The 22,386-nt window shown below is 36.0% G+C and carries 14 protein-coding genes and 1 pseudogene; 7 read left to right on the forward strand and 8 right to left on the reverse strand.

The genetic code is table 11. The features are described from left to right. Positions 1-12: 12 nt before the first annotated feature. The 4 genes from AC1RRQ_RS18385 to AC1RRQ_RS18400 all read left to right on the forward strand — a co-directional run bounded on the left by AC1RRQ_RS18385 (position 13) and on the right by AC1RRQ_RS18400 (position 4,902). Positions 13-1,452: a nucleoside recognition domain-containing protein gene (locus AC1RRQ_RS18385; RefSeq protein WP_493024475.1), complete on the forward strand. Its 1,440-nt coding sequence runs from the start codon at positions 13-15 to the stop codon at positions 1,450-1,452. Positions 1,453-2,009: 557 nt separating this feature from the next. Then, the gene (tnpA, locus tag AC1RRQ_RS18390) at positions 2,010-2,471 is read left to right on the forward strand and encodes an IS200/IS605 family transposase (RefSeq protein ID WP_493024476.1); all 462 of its coding nucleotides are present in this window, start codon (positions 2,010-2,012) and stop codon (positions 2,469-2,471) included. A 4-nt stretch (positions 2,472-2,475) separates the two neighbouring features. Next, entirely contained in the window at positions 2,476-3,225 is a 750-nt protein-coding gene (locus AC1RRQ_RS18395) for a hypothetical protein (protein WP_493024477.1), read from the forward strand. A 72-nt stretch (positions 3,226-3,297) separates the two neighbouring features. Further along, positions 3,298-4,902 carry a fumarate hydratase gene (locus tag AC1RRQ_RS18400; RefSeq protein ID WP_493024478.1) on the forward strand — a complete coding sequence of 535 codons (1,605 nt, stop codon included), beginning with the start codon at positions 3,298-3,300 and terminating at the stop codon, positions 4,900-4,902. Between the two features lie 175 nt (positions 4,903-5,077). Here AC1RRQ_RS18400 and AC1RRQ_RS18405 read toward each other — a convergent pair whose 3' ends face one another. Both AC1RRQ_RS18405 and dinB read right to left on the reverse strand, forming a co-directional pair. Beyond that, on the reverse strand, positions 5,078-5,578 hold the full coding sequence (locus tag AC1RRQ_RS18405; RefSeq protein WP_493024479.1) for a PAS domain-containing protein: 501 nt from the start codon (positions 5,576-5,578) through the stop codon (positions 5,078-5,080). A gap of 84 nt (positions 5,579-5,662) precedes the next feature. Further along, a complete protein-coding gene (gene dinB / locus AC1RRQ_RS18410; RefSeq protein ID WP_493024480.1) occupies positions 5,663-6,745 on the reverse strand; it encodes a DNA polymerase IV in 1,083 nt (360 codons plus the stop codon). A gap of 141 nt (positions 6,746-6,886) precedes the next feature. On the opposite strand from dinB, the gene AC1RRQ_RS18415 reads away from it, so the two are divergent. Together AC1RRQ_RS18415 and AC1RRQ_RS18420 are read left to right on the forward strand one after the other, a co-directional pair. Continuing rightward, positions 6,887-7,621, forward strand: a complete 735-nt coding sequence (locus tag AC1RRQ_RS18415; protein WP_493024481.1) for a metallophosphoesterase family protein — start codon at positions 6,887-6,889, stop codon at positions 7,619-7,621. A gap of 49 nt (positions 7,622-7,670) precedes the next feature. Continuing rightward, the gene (locus AC1RRQ_RS18420; protein ID WP_493024482.1) at positions 7,671-8,198 is read left to right on the forward strand and encodes a DUF6646 family protein; all 528 of its coding nucleotides are present in this window, start codon (positions 7,671-7,673) and stop codon (positions 8,196-8,198) included. A gap of 431 nt (positions 8,199-8,629) precedes the next feature. Here AC1RRQ_RS18420 and AC1RRQ_RS18425 read toward each other — a convergent pair whose 3' ends face one another. The 6 genes from AC1RRQ_RS18425 to AC1RRQ_RS18450 all read right to left on the reverse strand — a co-directional run bounded on the left by AC1RRQ_RS18425 (position 8,630) and on the right by AC1RRQ_RS18450 (position 17,515). After that, positions 8,630-11,404, reverse strand: coding sequence for a M4 family metallopeptidase (locus AC1RRQ_RS18425; protein ID WP_493024483.1), 2,775 nt, complete (start codon positions 11,402-11,404; stop codon positions 8,630-8,632). A 346-nt stretch (positions 11,405-11,750) separates the two neighbouring features. Next, positions 11,751-12,410, reverse strand: a complete 660-nt coding sequence (locus AC1RRQ_RS18430; RefSeq protein WP_493024484.1) for a CoA transferase subunit B — start codon at positions 12,408-12,410, stop codon at positions 11,751-11,753. A gap of 80 nt (positions 12,411-12,490) precedes the next feature. Then, positions 12,491-13,192, reverse strand: coding sequence for a CoA transferase subunit A (locus AC1RRQ_RS18435; RefSeq protein WP_493024485.1), 702 nt, complete (start codon positions 13,190-13,192; stop codon positions 12,491-12,493). Positions 13,193-13,358: 166 nt separating this feature from the next. Further along, a complete protein-coding gene (locus AC1RRQ_RS18440; protein ID WP_493024486.1) occupies positions 13,359-15,665 on the reverse strand; it encodes a penicillin-binding protein 1A in 2,307 nt (768 codons plus the stop codon). A 10-nt stretch (positions 15,666-15,675) separates the two neighbouring features. Then, positions 15,676-16,155: a gliding motility lipoprotein GldH gene (locus AC1RRQ_RS18445; RefSeq protein WP_493024487.1), complete on the reverse strand. Its 480-nt coding sequence runs from the start codon at positions 16,153-16,155 to the stop codon at positions 15,676-15,678. Further along, a complete protein-coding gene (locus AC1RRQ_RS18450; protein ID WP_493024488.1) occupies positions 16,139-17,515 on the reverse strand; it encodes a PSP1 domain-containing protein in 1,377 nt (458 codons plus the stop codon). The genes AC1RRQ_RS18445 and AC1RRQ_RS18450 overlap by 17 nt, the downstream gene beginning before the upstream one ends. Before the next feature lie 349 nt (positions 17,516-17,864). On the opposite strand from AC1RRQ_RS18450, the pseudogene AC1RRQ_RS18455 reads away from it, so the two are divergent. Then, positions 17,865-22,386 (forward strand): annotated as a pseudogene (locus AC1RRQ_RS18455) (hypothetical protein); the annotation flags it as partial.

Here is a 22,386-nt window from a genome sequence, read left to right on the forward strand (position 1 = left end):
AAAATTAGCATTATGGTATTAAGCAGATTCTGGTTAGTCATTTTTATTTCTTCAATTTTCTTTATTGTTGTCAGTTTATTTACAGCCAACACTTACACTATTGATTCTGTATTGAATGGAAAAAAAGACGATCCTGTTTTAGTATCTGAAAAATACATTGATCAGCTTCCTGTTTTCATCAAAGACAGCATTAAAAAGGCGCCAGATCAAACGATGATCATCAATCGTGATACGCTTAATGCCGACACAATCTACGTTTACAAAAACAAAACCGTAAAAATTTACAGCGGACTTCAAAAATCTGATGGTTTATTTCCAACTTGTAAAAGCACTCTGGTCGATTTAATTCTGCCGCTTATTGCCTACTTGGCTTTTTTCTGTGGATTAATGGAGCTTTTAATCGTTTCCGGAGCATCTGGAAATTTAGCTAAATTATTGAGTCCGGTATTTGTAAAGGTGTTTCCGAGTATTCCTAAAAACCACCCGTCGATATCCTACATGACTTTAAACTTTGCTGCTAATTTCTTGGGATTAGATTCGGCTGCAACGCCATTTGGACTTAAAGCCATGGAAAGTTTACAGGAAATAAATCCCGATAAAGACAAAGCCAGTGACGCACAAATTATGTTCATGTGTCTTCATGCTTCGGGGTTAACGCTAATCGCAACTTCAATTATCGGATACCGCGCTGCAGCCAACGCAAGTAATCCGGCCGATGTTATGCTGCCTTGTATTATTACTTCTTTCATTGGTACGATTGCTGCTTTTTTAATTGTTGGAGTAAAACAGAAAATCAATTTTAAAAGTGCTTCTCTTTTAATCGCCTTAATAGGATTAATCGCTGCTATTGTTGGTTTACTGATGTATGTAAATCACTTGGATTTAATTGGAAAAAATTATTTTACTTCTAATCTTTCCGGATTGATATTAATTGCAATTATTGCTTTTACCTTGATTTTCTCTTTCAAAAATGAAAAGAAATTCAGCGATGCTAATACCACAGTTTTCGACACTTTTGTGGTTGGTGCCAATAATGGTGTTAAAACTGGAGTTACTATTTTCCCTTATGTATTGGGAATGCTGGTTGCGATTTCTCTATTCAGAAACAGCGGTTTATTTGAAATTATCAGTGATGCCATTGCTTTTGTTTTCTCAAACATGGGTGTAAGCAAAGAAATTACCAATGCTTTACCGGTTGCAATGCTTCGTCCATTTAGTTCTGCAGGATCACGCGGATTTCTTATTGATTCGATGAATACTTTTGGTGCCGATTCCTTAACAGCAAGATTGAGCAGCATTTTTCAATGCAGTGCCGAAAGTACTTTTTATGTAATTGCGGTTTATTTTGGTTCGGTTAATATCAAAAACACGCGTTATGCTTTAGGAACTATGCTTTTAGTAGATCTTATTTGTGTGATTACGGCGATTTTTGTAGCGACTTGGTTTTTTTAAAAAACAAAAAAATCTGAAAAATGGTTTGTTCTCCATCGCAATTGATTATAAATCCTACCCTTTAATATTTTTAAACTGGATTAAAATCCAGCCCTACAATATGGGTCGAGCCAAAGGCTCTTTTTATATTCGAAATCAAAAAATTCCGGAGGAATGATTCATTTTGTAGCAACGGATTTTAATCCGTTGGTTATAAATATTGTCTCCTTTTTTGAAGTTCCGTAGGAACGGTACATTTTGGTAAATTAAAAAATCTAAAATCAATCGTGTAATATTGGTCGATTCTATGGATCTTTTTAACATTCCTCATTTCAAAATAACCGGATTGAAATCCGGCCCTACAATATGGGTCGAGCCAAGGGCTCTTTTTATTTGAAATCAAAAAATTCCGAAGGAATGATCCATTCTGTAGCAACGGATTTTAATCCGTTGATCATAAATATTGTCATCCCCTTTTTTAAGTTCCGTAGGAACGAATCATCAAAAAAAGAAAGTTAAATATTACAAAAAAATATTTCTCAAACATAAGAATGATTTATTTTGCAAAAAACATTCTTATGGCAAACACCTATCATCAAATCTACATACAAGTTGTTTTTGCAGTAAAACACAGAGAAGCTTTAATTACAAAAGAATGGAGATCAAAATTATTTAGCGTTATTGGAAATTTAATTAATGAAACCGGATGTAAAACAATAATTGTCAATGGCATTGAAGATCATGTTCACTGTTTTTTGGCTTTAAAACCAACTGTTTCTATTTCTGAATTAATGAAAACGATAAAAGCAAAATCCTCCAAATACATAAACGATCATAAATTGACAAAAGCAAGATTTGAATGGCAAGAAGGTTATGGAGCGTTTTCATACAGTCAATCACATATCAGTGCGGTTTATAAATATATCGAAAATCAAGAAGAGCATCACAAAAAGCAAACATTCAATGAAGAATATCTAAATTTTCTGAACAAATTCAATATTAAATACGAAGAAAAATATATTTTTGAGGAACTAAAATAACCTCATGAAACTAAAATACCTTTTCATCATACTGATTTTGGCTGGTTGTCAAAAAGATCAGAAAAAAGCGCAAACCGCAGATTTTAATCCGATTGAAATTCCGGAAGTTGCTGAAAACGACGGAAAAAAAACGGAAAAAAGTCCGTTAGAGATTGACACGATCATTCTTTCTGACGATAAAAATGCTAAAATCAGTCATATTTTGGCCAACTTAATTGAAAAAGAAGTAGATAAAGACAGCATTGTAACTTCTAAATTCAGACTTGATTTTTATCAGAATAAAACAAAAGTTACTTCTTCAAATGTGGCCATCAAGCATTATGAAAAAGGAACGGAATGGTATGGATCGTTTGGTTTAACCGATTCTGGAGATAAAAATTCCTCTTTCATAAAAATCTCCTCGGGATATCCTGCCTGCGGTTATACACACGACAATTATCTGTATTACTTAAAAAACAATGAACTTCAGCTTGTACACCAATGGTATTCAATGTCAGATAGCGGTTGGGGAAGCTGGACTGAGTTTGTAAATGACAACCCAGTTTCTGGCAAAGATCCTGAAAAGTTCTATTGCAAAACGGTTTCTTTTGAGCCTGGCGATGATGATTCTGAAGATTCTGGAATTGTAAGCTACTCAGACTCTATTTCATTTTCTCTAAAAGGAAACCAATGGAAAAAGAAATTACTTTCGGCAAAAGAGAAGCCTTATTTCGAAAAGAAAATGAGTTTTAACGATTTTCATAAACAAGAGTAAACTTGCTTACAGACCCCTTATTCAAATTCTTTCTTAGGTAAATAATTTCTAACTTTGTAAAAAAACAAAGAAATGATTGATTTTATATACCAAGATCCTTATCCAATTTTAAAGGATGATACGCAGTACCGCAAAATCACCTCTGATTTTGTAAAAGTAGAACAATTTGGAGAACGCGAAGTTTTAACCGTTGATCCAAAAGGTTTAGAATTATTAGCTGAAGAAGCTTTAACGGATGTTTCGTTCATGCTTAGAACGTCGCATTTGCAAAAACTAAGAAACATTCTTGACGACCCTGAAGCGACAGATAACGATCGTTTTGTGGCATACAATTTACTTCAAAATGCTTCGGTTGCTGCCGAAGGTCAATTACCAAGCTGTCAGGATACCGGAACGGCTATTGTAATGGCTAAAAAAGGCGAAAGCATCTTTACGGGTGTTGATGATGCCGAATGGTTAAGCCGTGGTATTTTTAATACATATCAAAAACGTAATTTACGTTATTCTCAAATTGTGCCGATTTCGATGTTTGAAGAGAAAAATTCAGGATCAAATCTTCCGGCGCAAATTGATATTTATGCTAAAAAAGGAACTTCTTACGATTTCCTTTTTATGGCAAAAGGCGGTGGATCTGCAAATAAAACCTACTTATACCAACAGACCAAATCGCTTTTAAACGATAAATCTATGGATGCTTTTGTTAGAGCAAAAATTAAAGATTTAGGAACTTCGGCTTGTCCGCCTTATCACTTGGCTTTGGTTATTGGTGGGACTTCTGCGGAAGCGAACCTAAGTGCCGTTAAAAAAGCATCTGCCGGATATTATGATCACTTACCAACTTCAGGAAACATGGCCGGTCAGGCGTTTCGTGATTTAGAATGGGAAGCACGTGTTCAGAAAATCTGTCAAGAGAGTGAAATTGGAGCTCAGTTTGGAGGAAAGTATTTCACACATGACGTTCGTGTAATTCGTTTGCCGCGTCATGCTGCTTCTTGTCCGGTTGGATTAGGGGTTTCATGCTCTGCTGATAGAAATATCAAAGGAAAAATTACAAAAGACGGAATATTCGTGGAGCAGTTAGAAGTAAATCCAAAACAGTTTTTACCAGAAACAGCACCTCATTTAGAAGCTCCAGTTGAAATTGACTTAGATCAGCCAATGGAAGCTATTTTGGCTAAATTGTCTCAATATCCTATTAAAACACGTTTAAAACTAAACGGAACTGTAATTGTGGCCCGAGATATTGCTCATGCAAAAATCAAAGAATTATTAGATGCCGGAAAACCAATGCCGGATTATTTTAAAAATCACCCTATTTATTACGCTGGACCAGCAAAAACACCGGAAGGAATGGCTTCAGGAAGTTTTGGACCAACAACGGCTGGTCGTATGGACGTTTATGTAGATGAATTTCAAAAACACGGCGGAAGCATGGTTATGCTGGCTAAAGGAAATCGTACTAAACAAGTTACAGATGCCTGCAACAAATATGGTGGATTCTATCTTGGTTCTATTGGAGGTCCTGCTGCCATTTTAGCGCAAGACAACATTTTAAAAGTAGAAGTGGTTGATTTTGAAGAATTAGGAATGGAAGCAGTTCGTAAAATTACTGTTAAAGACTTCCCTGCTTTCATTATCACGGATGATAAAGGAAATGATTTCTTTGAGAATTTATAGTTTTTTTTTAGTGGCTAAGGTACTAAGGTTCTGAGTGACTAAGTTTAAAATACAAAACCGCCTTTTTGGGCGGTTTTTTTATTCTTATAAAACATTTTCTTTGTGACTTCGGGACTTTTCGAGATTAAAAACTGCGTGCTTTCCGAGAAACCTTTGCGTGCTTTGCGGTTAAATTTTAGGCGCTTTTGTCTTCTTTTTCAAATGCTATAAAATGCGAGATCTTGCCTTTTAAATTATATACTGGCGTTGCGTCTACACTGCATTTGTAGGTTCTGCCGTCTTTTTTATAGTTTTCGATTGTTTTTTTAAAGGGAATCTTCAGTTTTATGGCTTCTTTTATTTCTTCTAAAACTGCTAGAGAAGTTGCCGGACCCTGAAACATTTTAGGCGTTTTTCCTAAAACTTCTTCTTCCTGATAGCCTGTCATTCTTTTAATTCCTTTTGAGGCAAAAACGATTTTCAGGTCTAAATCGGTAATAAGGACGACTTCATCTTTGATTCTTTCTTCAATTTTGAGGTCTTTTTCGTTCCAGGTAAATTGGGCCGAGATTTTGTTGACCTTTTTCATATCGGCAAAAACAGCCTTCAATTCATTTAAATACTCATAATGAAGATCTAAGGCCAAAATTGGCACCCAAGTGCGGTTTACAGTTTCTTCAGAGCTATTCTTTTTCATTTTAAATGAATTTTAGAAGTACTTTTCCCTCAAAGGTAGCATTAAAATTGTGAAATAAATGAGGTAAAACCTTATTTAGACGGATTAAAAAGCAAATTTTAACTGTACTACAACCGCCTTTTTTTCTTCGGTATTTAAATTGTTGAGCGAAATTCCGAGCAAACGAACAGAATCTTTCATTTTTTCCTGATAAAGTAATTCTTCTACGATTTCCATAATCAAACTTTTATCCGAAATAAAATAAGGCAGTGTTTTACTTCTTGTTTGTTGTGTAAAATCGCTGTATTTAATTTTAAGCGTAACTGTTTTACCCGAGATGTTGTGCTTTTTTAATCGTTTTTCTAATGAAACGGCAATTCTCTCCAGTTGTTCGAGCATGAAAATTTCCGAAGAAAGATTGACATCAAAAGTATGTTCTGCTGCGACTGATTTCGTGATTCGGTGTGATTTAACTTCACTGTTGTGAATGCCCCGCACTACTTTATAATAAAAACCACCAGACTTCCCGAAGTGCTTTTCCAAAAACTCCAATGATTTCCCCTTAAGATCTAAACCCGTAAAGATTCCGAGCTGGTACATTTTCTCAGTCGTAACTTTTCCAACCCCGTAAAACTTCCTGATAGGCAGTTCTTCCAGAAAAGGTATAATTTCGTCAGGATTAACCGTTTTTTGTCCGTTTGGTTTATTGACATCGCTGGCAATTTTAGCCACAAATTTATTGACAGATATTCCTGCAGAAGCAGTTAATCCGACTTCGTTTAAAATTCGGGCTCTAATTTCCTGTGCCAATAAGCTGGCGCTTGGATTTCCTTTTTTGTTTTGGGTTACATCGAGATAGGCTTCATCCAGCGAAAGCGGTTCAACCAGATCCGTATATTCATGAAAGATGCTGTGAATTTTAGAAGAAATCTCTTTATAGCGATCAAATCTCGGTCGGACAAAAATAATTTCCGGACAATATTTTTTAGCCAAAACACCACTGATTGCGCTTCGAACACCAAATTTTCTGGCCTCATAACTTGCGGCCGAAACTACTCCTCTATTTTCAGATCCGCCCACAGCAACCGGTTTTCCGCGCAAAGCAGGATTATCCATCTGCTCTACCGAAGCATAAAAAGCATCCATATCAATATGGATAATCTTTCGATATGTTGGCACATCTGACATTATGCAAATTTAAACAGTAAAGCATTAATAAGAACGCTGTTAATAGTTATAAATAGTATCAATTTTTAAAGATTAACAACTAAATGGTCTTAAACAAATCATTTTATTTATTTTTGTAGTTACTACCCGAAATATTTAAAAATGCGAACATTTGTTATAGGCGACATACACGGAGGATTACTCGCACTTGAGCAAGTGTTAGAGAGAGCCAAAGTTACTACACAAGATACTCTTATATTTTTAGGCGATTATGTTGATGGCTGGAGCCAATCGGCAGAAGTTATTGATTTTTTAATCGACCTGAAAACCAAACAAAACTGCATTTGCATTAGAGGAAATCATGATCAGCTGGCTTTAGACTGGCTGGAAAACAGACATGAGGATTTTGATGAAGAAATGTGGTACAAACATGGCGGAAAAGCTACTGTTGAAGGATATTCTAAAATCTCTCCTGAAAGAAAAAAAGAACATATTGCGTTTTTTGAATCGCTGAAAGATTATTATCTCGATAACGAAAACAGACTTTTTGTTCATGCCGGATTTACCAATTTAAATGGCGTAGTCTGGGAATACTTTCCGAAATTATTTTATTGGGACAGAACACTTTGGGAATCGGCATTGGCATTAAATCCTGCTTTAAAACCAGACGACTTGTATTATCCAAAGCGTTTTACGGTTTATAAGGAAATTTACATAGGCCATACTCCTGTTACCAGAATTGGAGAAACGGTTCCGGTAAACAAAGCCTGCGTTTGGAATGTTGATACCGGTGCTGCTTTTAAAGGTCCGCTTACGATTATGAACGTGGATACCAAGGAATTCTGGCAAAGCGAACCGTTAAATGAATTGTATTCTAATGAAAAAGGTAGGAATTAATCTCTAAAAAACTAAATTTGCACTAGCAAAATAATTAATATTTAAATTTATGAAAAAGGTTATCACATTTTTGTTTTTAGTATCATTCGGGTTTATTCAAGCGCAGCAGGCATTTAATGGAAAAGGCGACATCAAAGTAAACGTAGGTGCTAATCTTCAAGATGGAGGTTCAGGAATTCAGGGATCTGTAGATTTTGGTTTGGGAGAAAATTTCTCTTTTGGTTTTGTTGCAAATTATTTACTTGGAGTAGATAATTTTAATGGATTCTACCATGGTTCGAATTATTACAACGATTATAAGCCAGAGTTTAAAGATCGTTTTGATGCAAAAGCTAGAATTAATGCTAATTTGAGCAGTGTTATTGGAGTAAAACAATTAGATGTTTATCCAGGTTTAAGTTTAGGTTTACGCAACTTTGGCGGACATGTTGGAGGCCGTTATTTCTTTACTGACGGATTTGGTGTTTTCACAGAACTTGGTTTTCCAATTGCGAAATACAGCAGCGACAAAGACGTATTCGATCACTTAAACAATCAGGTTACTTTTAGTTTAGGAGCTTCTTTTAACTTGAACTAATATTTTATACCAAACGGTACAAAATAATTATTTTTTCAATATTGCAACATTATTGCTTTTTATAGAAAAACTGCTCTTTGGGCGGTTTTTCTGGTTTTATGAAGGCTTACAAACATTATTTTTTGTACCGAAAAGGGTTTATACAAAGATTTATTTTCACGCAGATTTGGCAGATTTAGCAGATTTTTTTAATAGCTAGATACTTTCAAATCTGCGTGAAAAAACAAAAAGGAGTTGTCTCCAATTGGAGAAATAAAATTCATATTGAAAAAGGCTTTACCTACTTTTTCATCCTCCTAAAGCTGGATGCTATTGAATATTAAACTTTGCGTCTTTGCGAAATTAAAAACCCCTTGCACTCTTAGCGGTTAAAAAACAAAAAAGCCTCGCAAACTGGCGAGGCTTTTCATCTTTATACTAATTCAATCCATTTATTTTTTAGCGAATTTCTTCACTATTTTCTTTTCGCCATTCTTCAATTCGATCAGATAAATTCCTGTGCTTAATCTGCTTACATCAATCGATCCGGCAACTTGGCCAGAACCAAGCTGTTGTCCTAATGTATTGATTATTCTATACGAATACCCATTACCTTCTGAAACAGAAACATTTAATTCACTTTCAACCGGATTTGGATATAAAGCAAAACCTGCTGTTTCTGTAGTTTCGACCACACCTAACGCAATTTGTTCTACTTCAACTGTACCCGAAGCTGTAATATTGATGGTATAATCTTCTACCTGTCCATAAGAGAATCCTTCACAAGCCGTTGGAATAGCGTTGTATTTCATAGAAACTCTTAATCTTGTTGTTCCTAAAGCTGCAGTAGCCGGAATTGTAATTGTTCCGGTAACCGGAGTTGTTTTAGATGCTGCTTTTGTCCACACGGTTTCTCCAGAATCTGAAAAATCACCATCTTGGTTGTAATCGATAAATACCGCATAACCTTCGTTGTAAGTTGTTGATGTCCAAACCGGAGTTATGGTTATTGTATAAGCACTTCCTCTTGCTGCATTAGTAGAAATTGCGGTATAATTTTCATAACCTGCTGTTCCTGTTGATGTATTATTAATAGTTCCAAAAACAACTTTGCTTATTCTTTCATCTGCAGTGCTGTTTCCTTGAGAAGCACAATACGATACTGTCGCTGCTGTAGTCGTTACACTAACCGCATTACTTGCTGCAGAAACATTTCCGGCTGCATCTTTCGCTTTAACCGTAAAGCTGTAAGTTGTTAAAGCAGTTAATCCAGTTACATTGTATGAAGTTGTAGTAGATGATCCTTTAAGAGTTGTTCCTTGGTAAATATCATATCCCGTAACAGCAACATTATCTGTTGAAGCAGTCCAGGTTAAATTTGTTGTTGTTCCTGTTGTTCCCGAAGCCGCTAAACTTGTTGGCGCAGACGGCGGTGTTGTATCTGTAGTTCCAGAATAAGCGGCTCCAACTCCTATTGCATAAAATGCATTTGTAGTCGCGATAACTTCTGCAGAACCAGCTCCGTATAAATCAATTGCAGATTGAATTCCGGATGTTCTTGCATTAGCAAAAGTTGAATTTGAAGTTAAATAAACATCTTCTAAACGGAAAGCAATTTTAGCTGCTTTATCAATTCCAATACCTGTTACGTTGTAAGAGCTTCCTATATCATTAGTTCCTGTTTTTCCAACAGATAGAATATAAAACCAATGATTAAAAACTCCAGAGTTGGTATGTACACCGCAATAATCATTACTGCTTGTAGGCGTACAACTTACATTAATCCAGTTTGTTCCTCCATAAGTATCCGGCTGACCTTCGGCTTTAGGATTACTCATAGAACGTAAGGCTACGTGACCGCTTCTTCTTTCAATATCCTCTCCAACTAACCAAGTCGATTTTGTTGGCGCTGCGCGATATTCGATACAAGCTGCCCAGATATCAGAGAAGGCTTCATTCATTGCTCCAGATTCTTTTTGATAAGCCAGATTTGCAGTATAAGTACAAATGGCGTGGCCAATCTCGTGTCCTGCAACATCTAATGAAGTTAAAATATCAAACCCGCCAGTACCGCTTCCGTCACCGTAGGTCATAACACTTCCGTTCCAGAAAGCATTATTATTGCTTGAGTATCCTGCTGCAATTAAATTATAATGCACATAACTTTTAATTTTTGCTCCAGCATCGTCATAACTATTTCTGCCGTGTACTGCAGACCAATAATCATAAGTCATTTCGGCTCCCCAATGTGCATCGAGTGCTCCATTGTCTTTGTTGGTATTATTAAATTCGGCTGCAGTCCAGTTATTATCTGCATCTGTAAAGTTTGTTGTTGGATATGTCGCGGTTCTCGCCGAATTATAGGTTTGAATTCCTGTACCGCGGGTTCCATCTAATAAAATATAAGAAGAACCGCTTAAAGATGTTTCTATACTTTGTGTTCCGCTGTAACGTGTAGCCGCATTTGCTGTTACAATCGCTTTTTTGGCAGAAGTAATTTCTTTGCTTCTATTTTCTGAAGAAGAAAATTTTCTTGTATGAACATCATCATGTAGATGTTTTATTGTGGCATTATAAAACAACGCTTTTCCTGTTTCGGCATCAATGTACAAATCACCACGGCTGAGCGGTTTTGTTGCATAAATATCAAATTTGTAGGCCAGACGAACTTTATCGGTAGTTCTTGTTTCTCCTTGTTCTTCCATATCTGGTAATAAAACAAGTTCGCCTGCAGGTTTTTCATACCCTATTTCTTTTGCGTCTTGTGGTTTATCCCAAAGATATTCTGAAGCATGAGTATGGCTAAGCGCTCTGTTAAAAGCTTCTTGTGCAGATAAAGATGGAGTGAGTTTTACATTTTCGATATTATAGTATTCACCATTCATCGAAACTAATTTTCCGTTTTCTGAGTGTAACGTGTAATTAGCAAACTCTACTTTGATTCCCTGCTCATACAATTGAAACTTTTCGTGCGTATAGCCTTGTTTGTCTGTTTCTGTTTTAACTTTTCTAAAAGTCTGATTGTCTTTTAATCCAAGTTGTTCTTTAAAAACCTTTTGGGAATCGGTTCCTTTGTAAGTCGATGCATCGCTGAAGGTGATTAAACTAGGCTGCCCATTTTCGGATACATTTTTCTGTTCAATCCGTTTGTCTGTATTCTGCGCTGCTGCAGAAAGTGACAAAATAAGTAAGGATGCTGTAATAATTCTTGGTAATTTTCTTTCCATAATAATTGGGGGTTTAAAGTTTGGTTAAATAATTACAAACAAATCAATTAAAGTAAGTAAATACTTAATTTTAAAATAAAAGTATTTTAAAATTGTTAGATAATCGATGAAATTTGCCATTAATCGATAAAATGCAACAATTTTTACTTTAAATTCACTTTTATTTAACAAAGTGTGAAATATCCTCAAATAAAAGTGCGAAAATTTGTATAGTTCAAATATTTAACTGACTGAAAAACAATATAAAAAACAGAATAACAACTCCATTTATGTATTAATTTTAATTTAATCCTACAAAAAAAGCCAGCTTAATAGCTGGCTTTAATTTTTATGCTGTTTTTTTATGTTATTGGATATCCATTTCCGGAATTTCTCCTTCAATTATCAAATCTGCTTCGGTCGAAGCTATGATGTGCTCAACAGACACACCTGGCGCTCGTTCTAAGAGCTTAAAACCTTTTTCGGTTACCTCGAGAACGGCAAGCTCTGTAACGACCTTTTTTACGCATCCTACGCCAGTTAACGGTAAAGAACATTTTTTAAGGATTTTAGATTCTCCTGCTTTATTTACATGCATCATGGCTACGATGATATTTTCGGCGGAAGCCACTAAATCCATTGCGCCTCCCATTCCTTTTACCATTTTTCCCGGAATCTTCCAGTTTGCGATATCGCCATTTTCAGAAACTTCCATCGCACCCAAAATAGTTAAATCGACTTTCTGGCTGCGGATCATCCCAAAACTAAAAGCGGAATCAAAGAAACTTGCTCCCGGCAATGTTGTAATGGTTTGTTTTCCTGCGTTAATGATGTCTGCATCTTCTTCTCCTTCAAAAGGAAAAGGTCCCATCCCCAGAACGCCGTTTTCGCTTTGAAACTCAACTGCAATATCTTCTCTAACGTAATTTGCTACTAAAGTTGGAATACCAATACCCAGATTGACAAAATATCTGTCTTTTACTTCTTTAGCAATTCGTTTTGCTATATCTTCTTTACTAAGTGCCATATTTATAATGTGTCAATTAGAGAATTTGATAATTAGATAATTGTTTTTGAACTATCTAATTGTCTCATTAACTCAATTATCTAATTCTTAACTCTAACGGTTCTTTGTTCAATACGTTTTTCAAATTTTTCTCCCTGAAAAATACGCTGTACCATGATTCCCGGAATATGAATTTGATTTGGATCTAAAGTTCCAACGGGAACCAGTTCTTCAACTTCGGCAATCGTAATTTTTCCGGCACCGGCCATACAGGCATTAAAATTTCTGGCTGTTCCTTTAAAGATAAGATTTCCGGCTTCGTCGCCTTTCCACGCTTTTACAATGGCGAAGTCAGCTTTAAAAGCTTCTTCCATAATATGCATTTTACCATTAAATTCCCGGACTTCTTTTCCCTCGGCAACTTCGGTTCCGTATCCCGCAGGTGTAAAGAATCCAGGAATTCCGGCCTGAGCGGCACGACAGCGTTCTGCCAAAGTTCCCTGCGGCGTCAATTCAACTTCCAGTTCGCCAGATAGCATCTGACGTTCGAATTCGGCGTTCTCACCTACGTAAGACGAAATCATTTTCTTGATTTGTTTTTTCTGCAAAAGCAATCCTAAACCAAAATCGTCTACACCTGCATTGTTTGAAATACAGGTCAAATCTGAAATTGAAGTGTTTACCAATGCTGCAATCGTATTTTCCGGAATACCGCATAAACCAAAACCACCAAACATAATGGTCATTCCGGTTTCAATTCCTGCAATAGCTTCCCGAACATTATTAACTTTTTTTGTTATCATAACAAACTGTCTTTATTACCGTATATTTTTGATAAAAATAAGATTTTTAGATTAAATTATAACGATTTCGTAAAAAATAAAATTCACATAAAAAAACATCCTTTTGTAGTCTCGCCAATATGGAAAGCACAAAAGGATGTTTTTTATTTTAAAACTGAATTTAAGTCTATAACTCGAATTCGTCTGTGTTTTGTTCTGTTTGTGTTGTATCTTTTACAACTGCCGGTCTTTGGTAACAATCTACTTTGATAGAAAGATTAGCCGGACGCTCAAATTCTGATTTAGAGATTTGAAGGTTTTCATCCTTATAACAAAGTTTCATAAAATAAGCCCAAACTGGTAAAGCTGCCGTTGCACCTTGTCCATAAGTTAAGCTTTTGAAACGTGCCGAACGATCTTCGCATCCTACCCAAACTCCGGTTACTAAGTTTGGAACCATTCCCATAAACCAACCATCTGACTGGTTTTGTGTTGTTCCCGTTTTACCCGCAATTGGGTTTTTGAACATATAAGGATATCCTGTCCAACGGTTGTCACCACTTCCTCCGCCCTGCGTACGTAAACGTGCACCAGAACCAGTTTCGGTTACACCTTCTAATAACTTGATTACTGCAAAGGCAATATCTTTATTTAAAACATCATGAGATTCCGGAATTGGTTCGAAAATAACCTCACCGCTTTTATTTTCAATTCGGCTTAAAAACTGAGGTTTTACATAAACCCCTTGGTTCGCAAATGTACTGTATGCCGCAACCATGTCTTCAACTGTAATATCAACAGCTCCTAATGCAATTGACGGCTGTACCGGAATTTCGGTTTTTACACCTAGTTTTTTTGTTAACTCTACAACTGCTTCAGGACCTGTTCTGTCAATTAATTTTGCAGAAATAGTGTTAATAGAGTTTGCCAAACCTTGTTTTAAAGTTACCATTCCGCGGTACCTGTTGTCTGAGTTTCTTGGTTCCCAGTCTGCTGTTACATGGTGGCGACCTTTATGAATCATAAAAGGCCCATCCAGAATAGAGTCGCATGGAGACATATTTAATTGTTCGATTGCAGTGGCATAAACAAAAGGTTTGAATGTAGAACCTACTTGTCTTGCTCCCTGACCTACGTGATCGTACTGAAAATATTTGTAATTGATACCTCCAACCCAAGCTTTAATGTTACCCGTTTGAGGTTCCATTGCCATTAATCCAGATTGCAGGAAGTGTTTGTAGTAACGAATAGAATCTAATGGTGTCATGATAGTATCACGCTCGCCTTTCCAGGTAAATATTCGCATTCTTGTTTTTACTTTGAAAGAAGCAATAATATCATCTTCGCTTTTGTCCATTTCTTTCATTTGAGCCCAGCGAACAGAATTTTTCATTGCCTGCATCATGATTCTGTCTGTTTCTGCCTGCGTAATATTTACGAACGGTGCATTTTTATTGGTTTTCATTTCAATAAAAAACTGCTGCTGCAGGTTTTTCATGTGCTCAGAAACAGCTTCTTCTGCATATTGCTGCATTCTCGAATCGATGGTAGTATAAATTCTTAAACCATCTTTGTAGATATCGTAATCAGATCCGTCTGGTTTTTTGTTTTCAGCTACCCATTTTTTCATATAATCACGAAGATATTCTCTAAAATAAGTTGCCGTTCCTTCGCGGTGGCTTTCTAATTTGAATTTTAATGCAATTGGTAAAGCTTGCAGTCTTTCTTTTTCTGCCTCAGAAATCATTTTTGCTTTTACCATTTGTCCCAAAACCACATTACGACGGTTCTTTACTCCCTCAGGATTTCTAACGGGATTATATAATCCTGAGTTTTTGAACATTCCAACTAAAATAGCCGATTCGTCCATTGTTAAATCTTTAGGATCTTTTGAGAAATAGGTCTGTGCCGCCGAACTTACTCCAACAGAATAATTTCCGAAGTCGTAAACGTTGCAGTACATAGCCAGAATTTCATTCTTGGTATATTGTCTTTCCAAACGAATGGCAATAATCCATTCTTTTATTTTTTGTACAATTCTAAAAGGAAGAAATTTTGAACCCTCGCCATGAAACAATTGTTTTGCAAGCTGTTGCGTTAATGTACTCGCCCCTCCATTTGTTCCTAAACTAAATACGGCTCTTAAAGTTCCGCGTCCGTCAATTCCTGAATGTTCGTAAAAACGAGCATCTTCGGTAGCGACCAAAGCTTCGACTAAACTTTTTGGTAAATCTGAATATTTAAGTTGTGATCTATTGGTTTTGAAATATTTACCGATTACTACTCCATCTGAAGAAATAATCTCCGTAGCCAAATTAGAATCTGGGTTCTCTAAGTCTTCAAAAGAAGGCATTGAACCGAAAAATCCCCAAGAGGCAAATAAAAAGAAGGCCAGAACGCCCAATAAAGAATAAGCGAAAATTCTCCAGAATTTCTTTTTGTAATAATTAATATCCTTTGTGGTATTTGATTGATTGTTTTTCTTAGCAGCCATAACTATTTTTCTAATCTTTTTGTTCTATTCTAAAACCTACGTCCGTAATGCCCTCCAGAGCTTCAACTCCAGGAATTTTTCCTGATTGTCTAACAGCCTGCTTGATATGGACTTTGTACTTCCCTTTAAACTTCACATCTTCTTTGTAGTACAGTTTACTTTCTTTAATATCAGTAAAACCATTTCCCATTAATGTCCCGTCAGGGTTTGCCATTTGGTATTCTAAAGTATCTACTTTTGTAAAACCGCTTGGTGTTTCAATAGCCACAATTAAAAATAAATTATTGAAAGGGTAATTGTTGTTATCTCTCAAATTTACAAACAAATTGTACTTTTTTGTAGAATCTAAAACTGGCAGATCAAAGGTTACAATGCTGTCTTTGTGCCAGGCACTTCCAACAGATTTGTACTCATCGAATACTCTTTTTTTATCGCACGAAAAAAGAAGTATCGCTGCCAAAAGAAGAATCCCGCTATTTTTTATTCTCATTTTTTGTGATAATTATAGGTTTTCTAGGTTCAGCTGGTTTATTTTCATTTGAATTTTGCTTGTTCGAATTGTTTTTATTCGGATTCTGCTTGTTCTTATGATTTGGTTTATTTGGATTGTTTTGTTTATTCTGCTGCTGATTAGGATTTGCATTTCCTCCTGCAGGTTTATTAGTATTGTTGTTATTTGCCTGTTTTGGTTTTTCAGGTGCTGCAACAACTGCATTCTCCGTATTTTTACGTTTGCGATTTGGTTTTTTCTTTCTTTTTGGCTGGTCGAAACGAGTTAAACTTTCCTGACCCATTGCATTATTAAAGTCTTTTTCAGGCTCTGAAGTAACTTCGATTGCAAAATCTTCTAAAGAAGAAACTTTGTTTTTTTGCTTGTTTTCGGCAATAATTTCTTTTACCTGATCTATTTTTAAAACATGCCAGTTTGCAAAATTATTCGTGTAAGCAAACCACATTAATCCTTTAAAAATATCCTGTTTCTGGCAGACAGCATCTCCTTTTTCGGTCACTAATTTAGTATCGTAATCCGGAAAATCCTTCAAGGCGTCCATGTAAGTATCTAACTCATAGTTCAAACAGCATTTTAGTTTACCACATTGTCCGGCTAATTTTTGCGGATTTAGTGATAATTGCTGATAACGTGCCGCCGATGTATTGACACTTCTAAAATCAGTCAGCCAGGTAGAACAGCAAAGTTCTCGTCCGCAAGAGCCAATTCCGCCTAAACGAGCGGCTTCCTGACGGAAACCTACTTGTTTCATTTCGACTCTGGTACTGAATTCTTTAGCAAAATCTTTAATCAAAAGTCTAAAATCGACTCTATCATTTGCTGTGTAATAAAATGTAGCTTTTGATCCGTCTCCCTGAAATTCAATATCCGAAATTTTCATTTCAAGCTTATGCTGAATTGCCAGTTCACGAGCGCGAACTTTCATTGGTTCTTCTCGATCACGTGCTGCAGACCAGATATCGATATCTTTTTGAGATGCTTTTCTGTAAATTTTTGGAACTTCGTTACTATCCGGATTTACTCCTTTCTTCTTCATTTGAATTTTAACCAATTCTCCTGTTAAAGTAACAATTCCAATATCATGTCCAGGCGAAGCAACTGTTGCTACAATATCGCCAATACTTAAAGTTAATTTTTCTGAATTTCTAAAAAATTCCTTACGGCCGTTTTTAAAACGCACTTCAACACAATCAAAAATTGCCTCTCCATTGGACGGGCTCATGTTAGAAAGCCAGTCAAAAACCGTTAATTTATTGCAGCTATCGGTGCCGCAACTCCCATTATTTTTACAACCTTTTGGCGCACCGCCATCTGAGGTTGAACAACTTGTACATGCCATAATTATATATGTAGTGCCGCCAAAAAGCAGCTTAAGTTCATAAACGTTCGATCGGTAAAGATAGTATTTTTTTTATTTTGCTTTTACCGATTAAAACTAAAGCTATGTTAAAGAGATAAATAGCTCATTTTTAAGCTAAAACGCTTTTATATCCTTTATAATCTTGTCTTATTCTGCCGCTCTTTTGTCGTTTACCATTAACCTTCCTTATCTAAATGGAGGATTTTTGCAAATTAAAATTTTCTAGAATATTACTTAGGTCAGCTGTGTGTAAATCAAGCAGCAAAGGCTATTGTCTAATGAAATGACCTATTAAAGCAAAAGTCATTTTGTCTAAATTATTTTACTTATGCAAAACTTTACTTACAATAAAATTCATTTTTTTTGTTTTTTTATTCTTTTATTCTTTGTTACTCTCGAAACCAAAGCTCAGTTTCCTTTTTTCGAAAGTTTTAAAAATAGTACTGCTTCTAATATACAGTTTGGAGGATCTCCTGCTGCTTTCCTTACCGGAGGAGCTGGATTAAAAGATGGTTATAATGATCTTGAAGGGGATGGTTATTTAAGACTAACCAATAAAGAAACTGAACAAAGAGGAATAATATGGTCAGATTTATACGCCTTTCCTTCTGAATACGGAATGACTATTTCTTTTGAGTATTATACACACGGGGGTAATGGTGCAGACGGAATTGCTTTTATATTATTTGATGCAACAGCATCTTCTGTAACACCGGGTGCATTTGGAGGTTCTTTGGGATATGCACAGAAAACTTCTATAAATGGTTTCTCAAAAGGATATTTAGGTGTTGGAATTGATGAGTATGGCGGTTTTGCTTCGAGTGAAGAAGGAAGATCAGGAGGATTGCAGAATGGTTTGTCAAGTAATATAACATTAAGAGGCCAAGGTACAGGAACTACTGGATATTCTTATTTAACAAGCGTACAAACAACAGCTTCGCCATATTTATTTAATGTTGCTGGATATGACAGGAAAGCAACAGATAATACTAAATCTGGTTTTAGAAAAATAGAAATTGTTTTGAGACCTCGTCCATCAAATGGAGGTTTTTTTATTGATATTAATTTAATACATGGAAACGTCAAAACTTTAATAATCAATAATTATGAATATACAACACCCGCTCCTCCCAATTTAAAATTTGCAATTTCTTCTTCAACGGGGAGGATAAATAATTTTCACGAAATACGAAATTTAAGTCTTTCTGTAGATTTAAATACTCTTCTTGAACCCGTAGCAACTCCGAAATCTTTGTCAGGCTGCGCCGGGTTTTCAGCAACTTCGACCGATATAAACATTGGTAATAATGGGAGTGTGAATACATTGGCAAAAATAAATAGAGAATCTGTAGATTTAGACTTAGACACTCCAGGAATTCAATCCTCTAAAACAGTTCCAGGAAAAGGAACTTTTACTTATAACTCAACAACAGGTCAAGTTACATTTACTCCGCAAGACAATACTATAGAAGGGACAGTAACCATAAATTATACATTTAACGACACATACGGCAAGCCATCAAATGTTTCAACTATTACATATCAGAGTTCCCAACCAAATACAGTTAATTATACCTGTTTACCTTATTTAAAAACAGAAGTTGTTTCATTGACTAAATCCATTTGTAATATTCCAAATGAAATTGTTTCTTATGAAATCAAGATAACAAATTCAGGTGATGGCAAAGCCACTGATGTTTCTTTATATTTCCTTTTTCCTGATGGGATTAATTTTGATTCCGCTACAGCATCTTATACAGGTAATGCTTCTGGTCCATCTGGAAATATTCCAAATACACGCAAAAGAAATGATAGCCCTGAAATTGGAAGTTTTAATATTCCAATTAATGAAACAGTAACAATTTTACTGAAAGGTAAATTAACATCTCAAACAAAACCAGGCATTAACAGTGTAGATGCGCTGGCGATATATTCTGATCCTGCACAATTAGACAAAAGGGTCACACCTTTTATTAATGCATTTGCAGAAATAAAAACATATGCTACTGGAGGAAATGTTATAGGTATTAATTTTGATGGAGCATTAAGTACTGAAGATGATTTATTGATTATTAACAAACCAGCAACTGTAACCACTAAAAAAGACATTTGTTTTGGAGAATCTTTTGTGTGGTCTGTGGATGGAAAAACTTATAATACTTCAGGAACTTATACTAAAACTAATGATGGCTGTACTGCTGATCAGACTTTGGAATTAAGCATTGGCACTAAACCGGCAACTGTAACTACAACAAAAAACATATGTTTTGGAGAATCTTTTGTATGGGATGTTGACGGGAAAACGTACACCGCTTCGGGAACGTACAGCAAATTCAATAATGGATGCACTGCTGATCAGGAATTGAAATTAACGGTTGGTGAAAAACCGCAAACCATAACTACAACGGAAAACATCTGTTTTGGAGAATCTTTTGTATGGGATGCAAACGGACAAACTTATAATTCGTCTGGAACTTATAGAAAAACAAATGATGGTTGTACTGGAGATCAAATATTGAATTTAACTGTAAATCCAAAAACAACAGATATTGTTACTAAGGGAGTTACAATATGTAAAGGCGGTACAGGTTTATTAAGCGCAAGCTCAGTTACAGGAATAGTCCCGACTCCTGTAACGGTATTTTCAGGCCATTGGGATGTTGCTACAGATCCGATATCATTAATGCCTAATCGAAGAACTGACAACATACCTATATGTGATTTTGATCCAACTCCTAAAGGAAGTTATACAACAATTTCTTTTTCGGTTAATGTATCTGGCACATATAGCTTAGAAATGACAGGAACAAATAGATACTTAAGGGCAGGATATATTTATAAAGGTGACTACACGTTGGGAACTTGTCCCGGAGACGGAACATGGATAACAGGAGATGACGATTATGGCATAATTAACACAAAAATACCCAAGTTAACTGCATATCTTGAAGTAGGCACACTTTATACATTGGTTTCTCTTATTAACGCAAAATGGGAGACACCGGATTACACCGCTGATTATATCTGGACACTTACACCTCCTGAAGGGGGTGGATTCTTTTTAGACCCTTTAAATTTATGGTATACTTCACCTACAGGCGGTAAACCAATTGGTTGGGGACCATATTTAAATCCTGTAGAAGCCTCTGGTTCAGGCATGTTAAACACGAATACACCAGGCTCAACAACCTATTATGCAGGAAGTACAAATCCTTGTTCTGCAAGAGTTCCTGCAATTTTCACAATTAAAGAAGAATCAAGTATCGCGGAAGCTTCGTCTAAACCAACGCTGTGTGTGAATACTTTATTAACAAATATTACTCATATAACATCTGGAATTACAGGTATTGAATCATCAACAAATCTGCCTACTGGAGTTACAGCAACTTTTTCAAACAATAAAATTACAATTAGTGGTGTACCAACAGTATCAGGTGTCTTTAACTACAATATTAGCTTAATAAAAGACGATAATTATTGTGGACCAAATACTGCCACTGGAACTATTACAGTTAATCCTAAACCGGCAACTGTAATCACTAAAAAAGACATCTGTTTTGGAGAATCTTTCGTATGGGATGTTGACGGGAAAACGTATTCAACTTCGGGAACTTACACCCAAAACAATAATGGATGCACTGCTGATCAGGAATTGAAACTGACTGTAGGTACTAAACCGCAAACCATAACTACAACGGAAAACATCTGTTTTGGAGAATCTTTTGTATGGGATATTGACGGGAAAACTTATACAGCATCGGGAACTTACACCCAAAACAATAATGGATGCACTCCTGATCAGGAATTGAAACTGACTATAGGTACTAAACCGCAAACCATAACTACAACAGAAAACATCTGTTTTGGAGAATCTTTTGTTTGGGATGTTGACGGAAAGACTTATTCAGCATCGGGAACTTTCACCAAAGAAAATGACGGATGCACCGCTGATCAGGAATTAATTTTAACTGTCGGTGAAAAACCTCAAACCATAACTACAACGGAAAACATCTGCTTTGGAGAATCTTTCGTATGGGATGTTGACGGGAAAACGTATTCAACTTCGGGAACTTACACCCAAAACAATAATGGATGCACTGCTGATCAGGAATTAATTTTAACTGTCGGTGCTAAACCAAAAACCATAACCACAACAAAAGACATCTGTTTTGGAGAATCTTTTGTATGGGATGTTGACGGGAAAACTTATTCAGCATCGGGAACTTACGCCCAAAACAATAATGGATGCACGGCTGATCAGGAATTAATTTTAACCGTTGGTGAAAAACCTCAAACCATAACTACAACAGAAAACATCTGTTTTGGAGAATCTTTCAATTGGTCTGTAGATGGAAAAACGTATTCAACTTCGGGAACTTACACCCAAAACAATAACGGATGCACCGCTGATCAGGAATTAATTTTAACTGTCGGTGCTAAACCAAAAACCATAACCACAACAAAAGACATCTGTTTTGGAGAATCTTTTGTATGGGATGTTGACGGGAAAACTTATTCAGCATCGGGAACTTACGCCCAAAACAATAATGGATGCACTGCTGATCAGGAATTAATTTTAACCGTTGGTGAAAAACCTCAAACCATAACTACAACAGAAAACATCTGTTTTGGAGAATCTTTTGTGTGGGATGTTGACGGAAAAACGTATTCAGCATCGGGAACTTACGCCCAAAACAATAATGGATGCACCGCTGATCAGGAATTGAGATTAACGGTTGGTGAAAAACCACAAACCATAACCACAACAAAAGACATCTGTTTTGGAGAATCTTTTGTGTGGGATGTTGACGGAAAAACGTATTCAGCATCGGGAACTTACGCCCAAAACA

Source organism: Flavobacterium sp. GW821-FHT12A05 (assembly GCF_058807735.1).

Bases quoted from the DNA above. Each gene is read 5' to 3' on its own strand.
- AC1RRQ_RS18425 (WP_493024483.1), bottom strand. From the start codon at position 11,404: ATGGAAAGAAAATTACCAAGAATTATTACAGCATCCTTACTTATTTTG.
- AC1RRQ_RS18400 (WP_493024478.1), top strand. From the start codon at position 3,298: ATGATTGATTTTATATACCAAGATCCTTATCCAATTTTAAAGGATGAT.
- AC1RRQ_RS18435 (WP_493024485.1), bottom strand. From the start codon at position 13,192: ATGATAACAAAAAAAGTTAATAATGTTCGGGAAGCTATTGCAGGAATT.
- AC1RRQ_RS18440 (WP_493024486.1), bottom strand. From the start codon at position 15,665: ATGGCTGCTAAGAAAAACAATCAATCAAATACCACAAAGGATATTAAT.
- AC1RRQ_RS18450 (WP_493024488.1), bottom strand. From the start codon at position 17,515: ATGGCATGTACAAGTTGTTCAACCTCAGATGGCGGTGCGCCAAAAGGT.
- AC1RRQ_RS18445 (WP_493024487.1), bottom strand. From the start codon at position 16,155: ATGAGAATAAAAAATAGCGGGATTCTTCTTTTGGCAGCGATACTTCTT.
- AC1RRQ_RS18395 (WP_493024477.1), top strand. From the start codon at position 2,476: ATGAAACTAAAATACCTTTTCATCATACTGATTTTGGCTGGTTGTCAA.
- AC1RRQ_RS18385 (WP_493024475.1), top strand. From the start codon at position 13: ATGGTATTAAGCAGATTCTGGTTAGTCATTTTTATTTCTTCAATTTTC.
- dinB (WP_493024480.1), bottom strand. From the start codon at position 6,745: ATGTCAGATGTGCCAACATATCGAAAGATTATCCATATTGATATGGAT.
- AC1RRQ_RS18405 (WP_493024479.1), bottom strand. From the start codon at position 5,578: ATGAAAAAGAATAGCTCTGAAGAAACTGTAAACCGCACTTGGGTGCCA.
- AC1RRQ_RS18415 (WP_493024481.1), top strand. From the start codon at position 6,887: ATGCGAACATTTGTTATAGGCGACATACACGGAGGATTACTCGCACTT.
- AC1RRQ_RS18430 (WP_493024484.1), bottom strand. From the start codon at position 12,410: ATGGCACTTAGTAAAGAAGATATAGCAAAACGAATTGCTAAAGAAGTA.
- tnpA (WP_493024476.1), top strand. From the start codon at position 2,010: ATGGCAAACACCTATCATCAAATCTACATACAAGTTGTTTTTGCAGTA.
- AC1RRQ_RS18420 (WP_493024482.1), top strand. From the start codon at position 7,671: ATGAAAAAGGTTATCACATTTTTGTTTTTAGTATCATTCGGGTTTATT.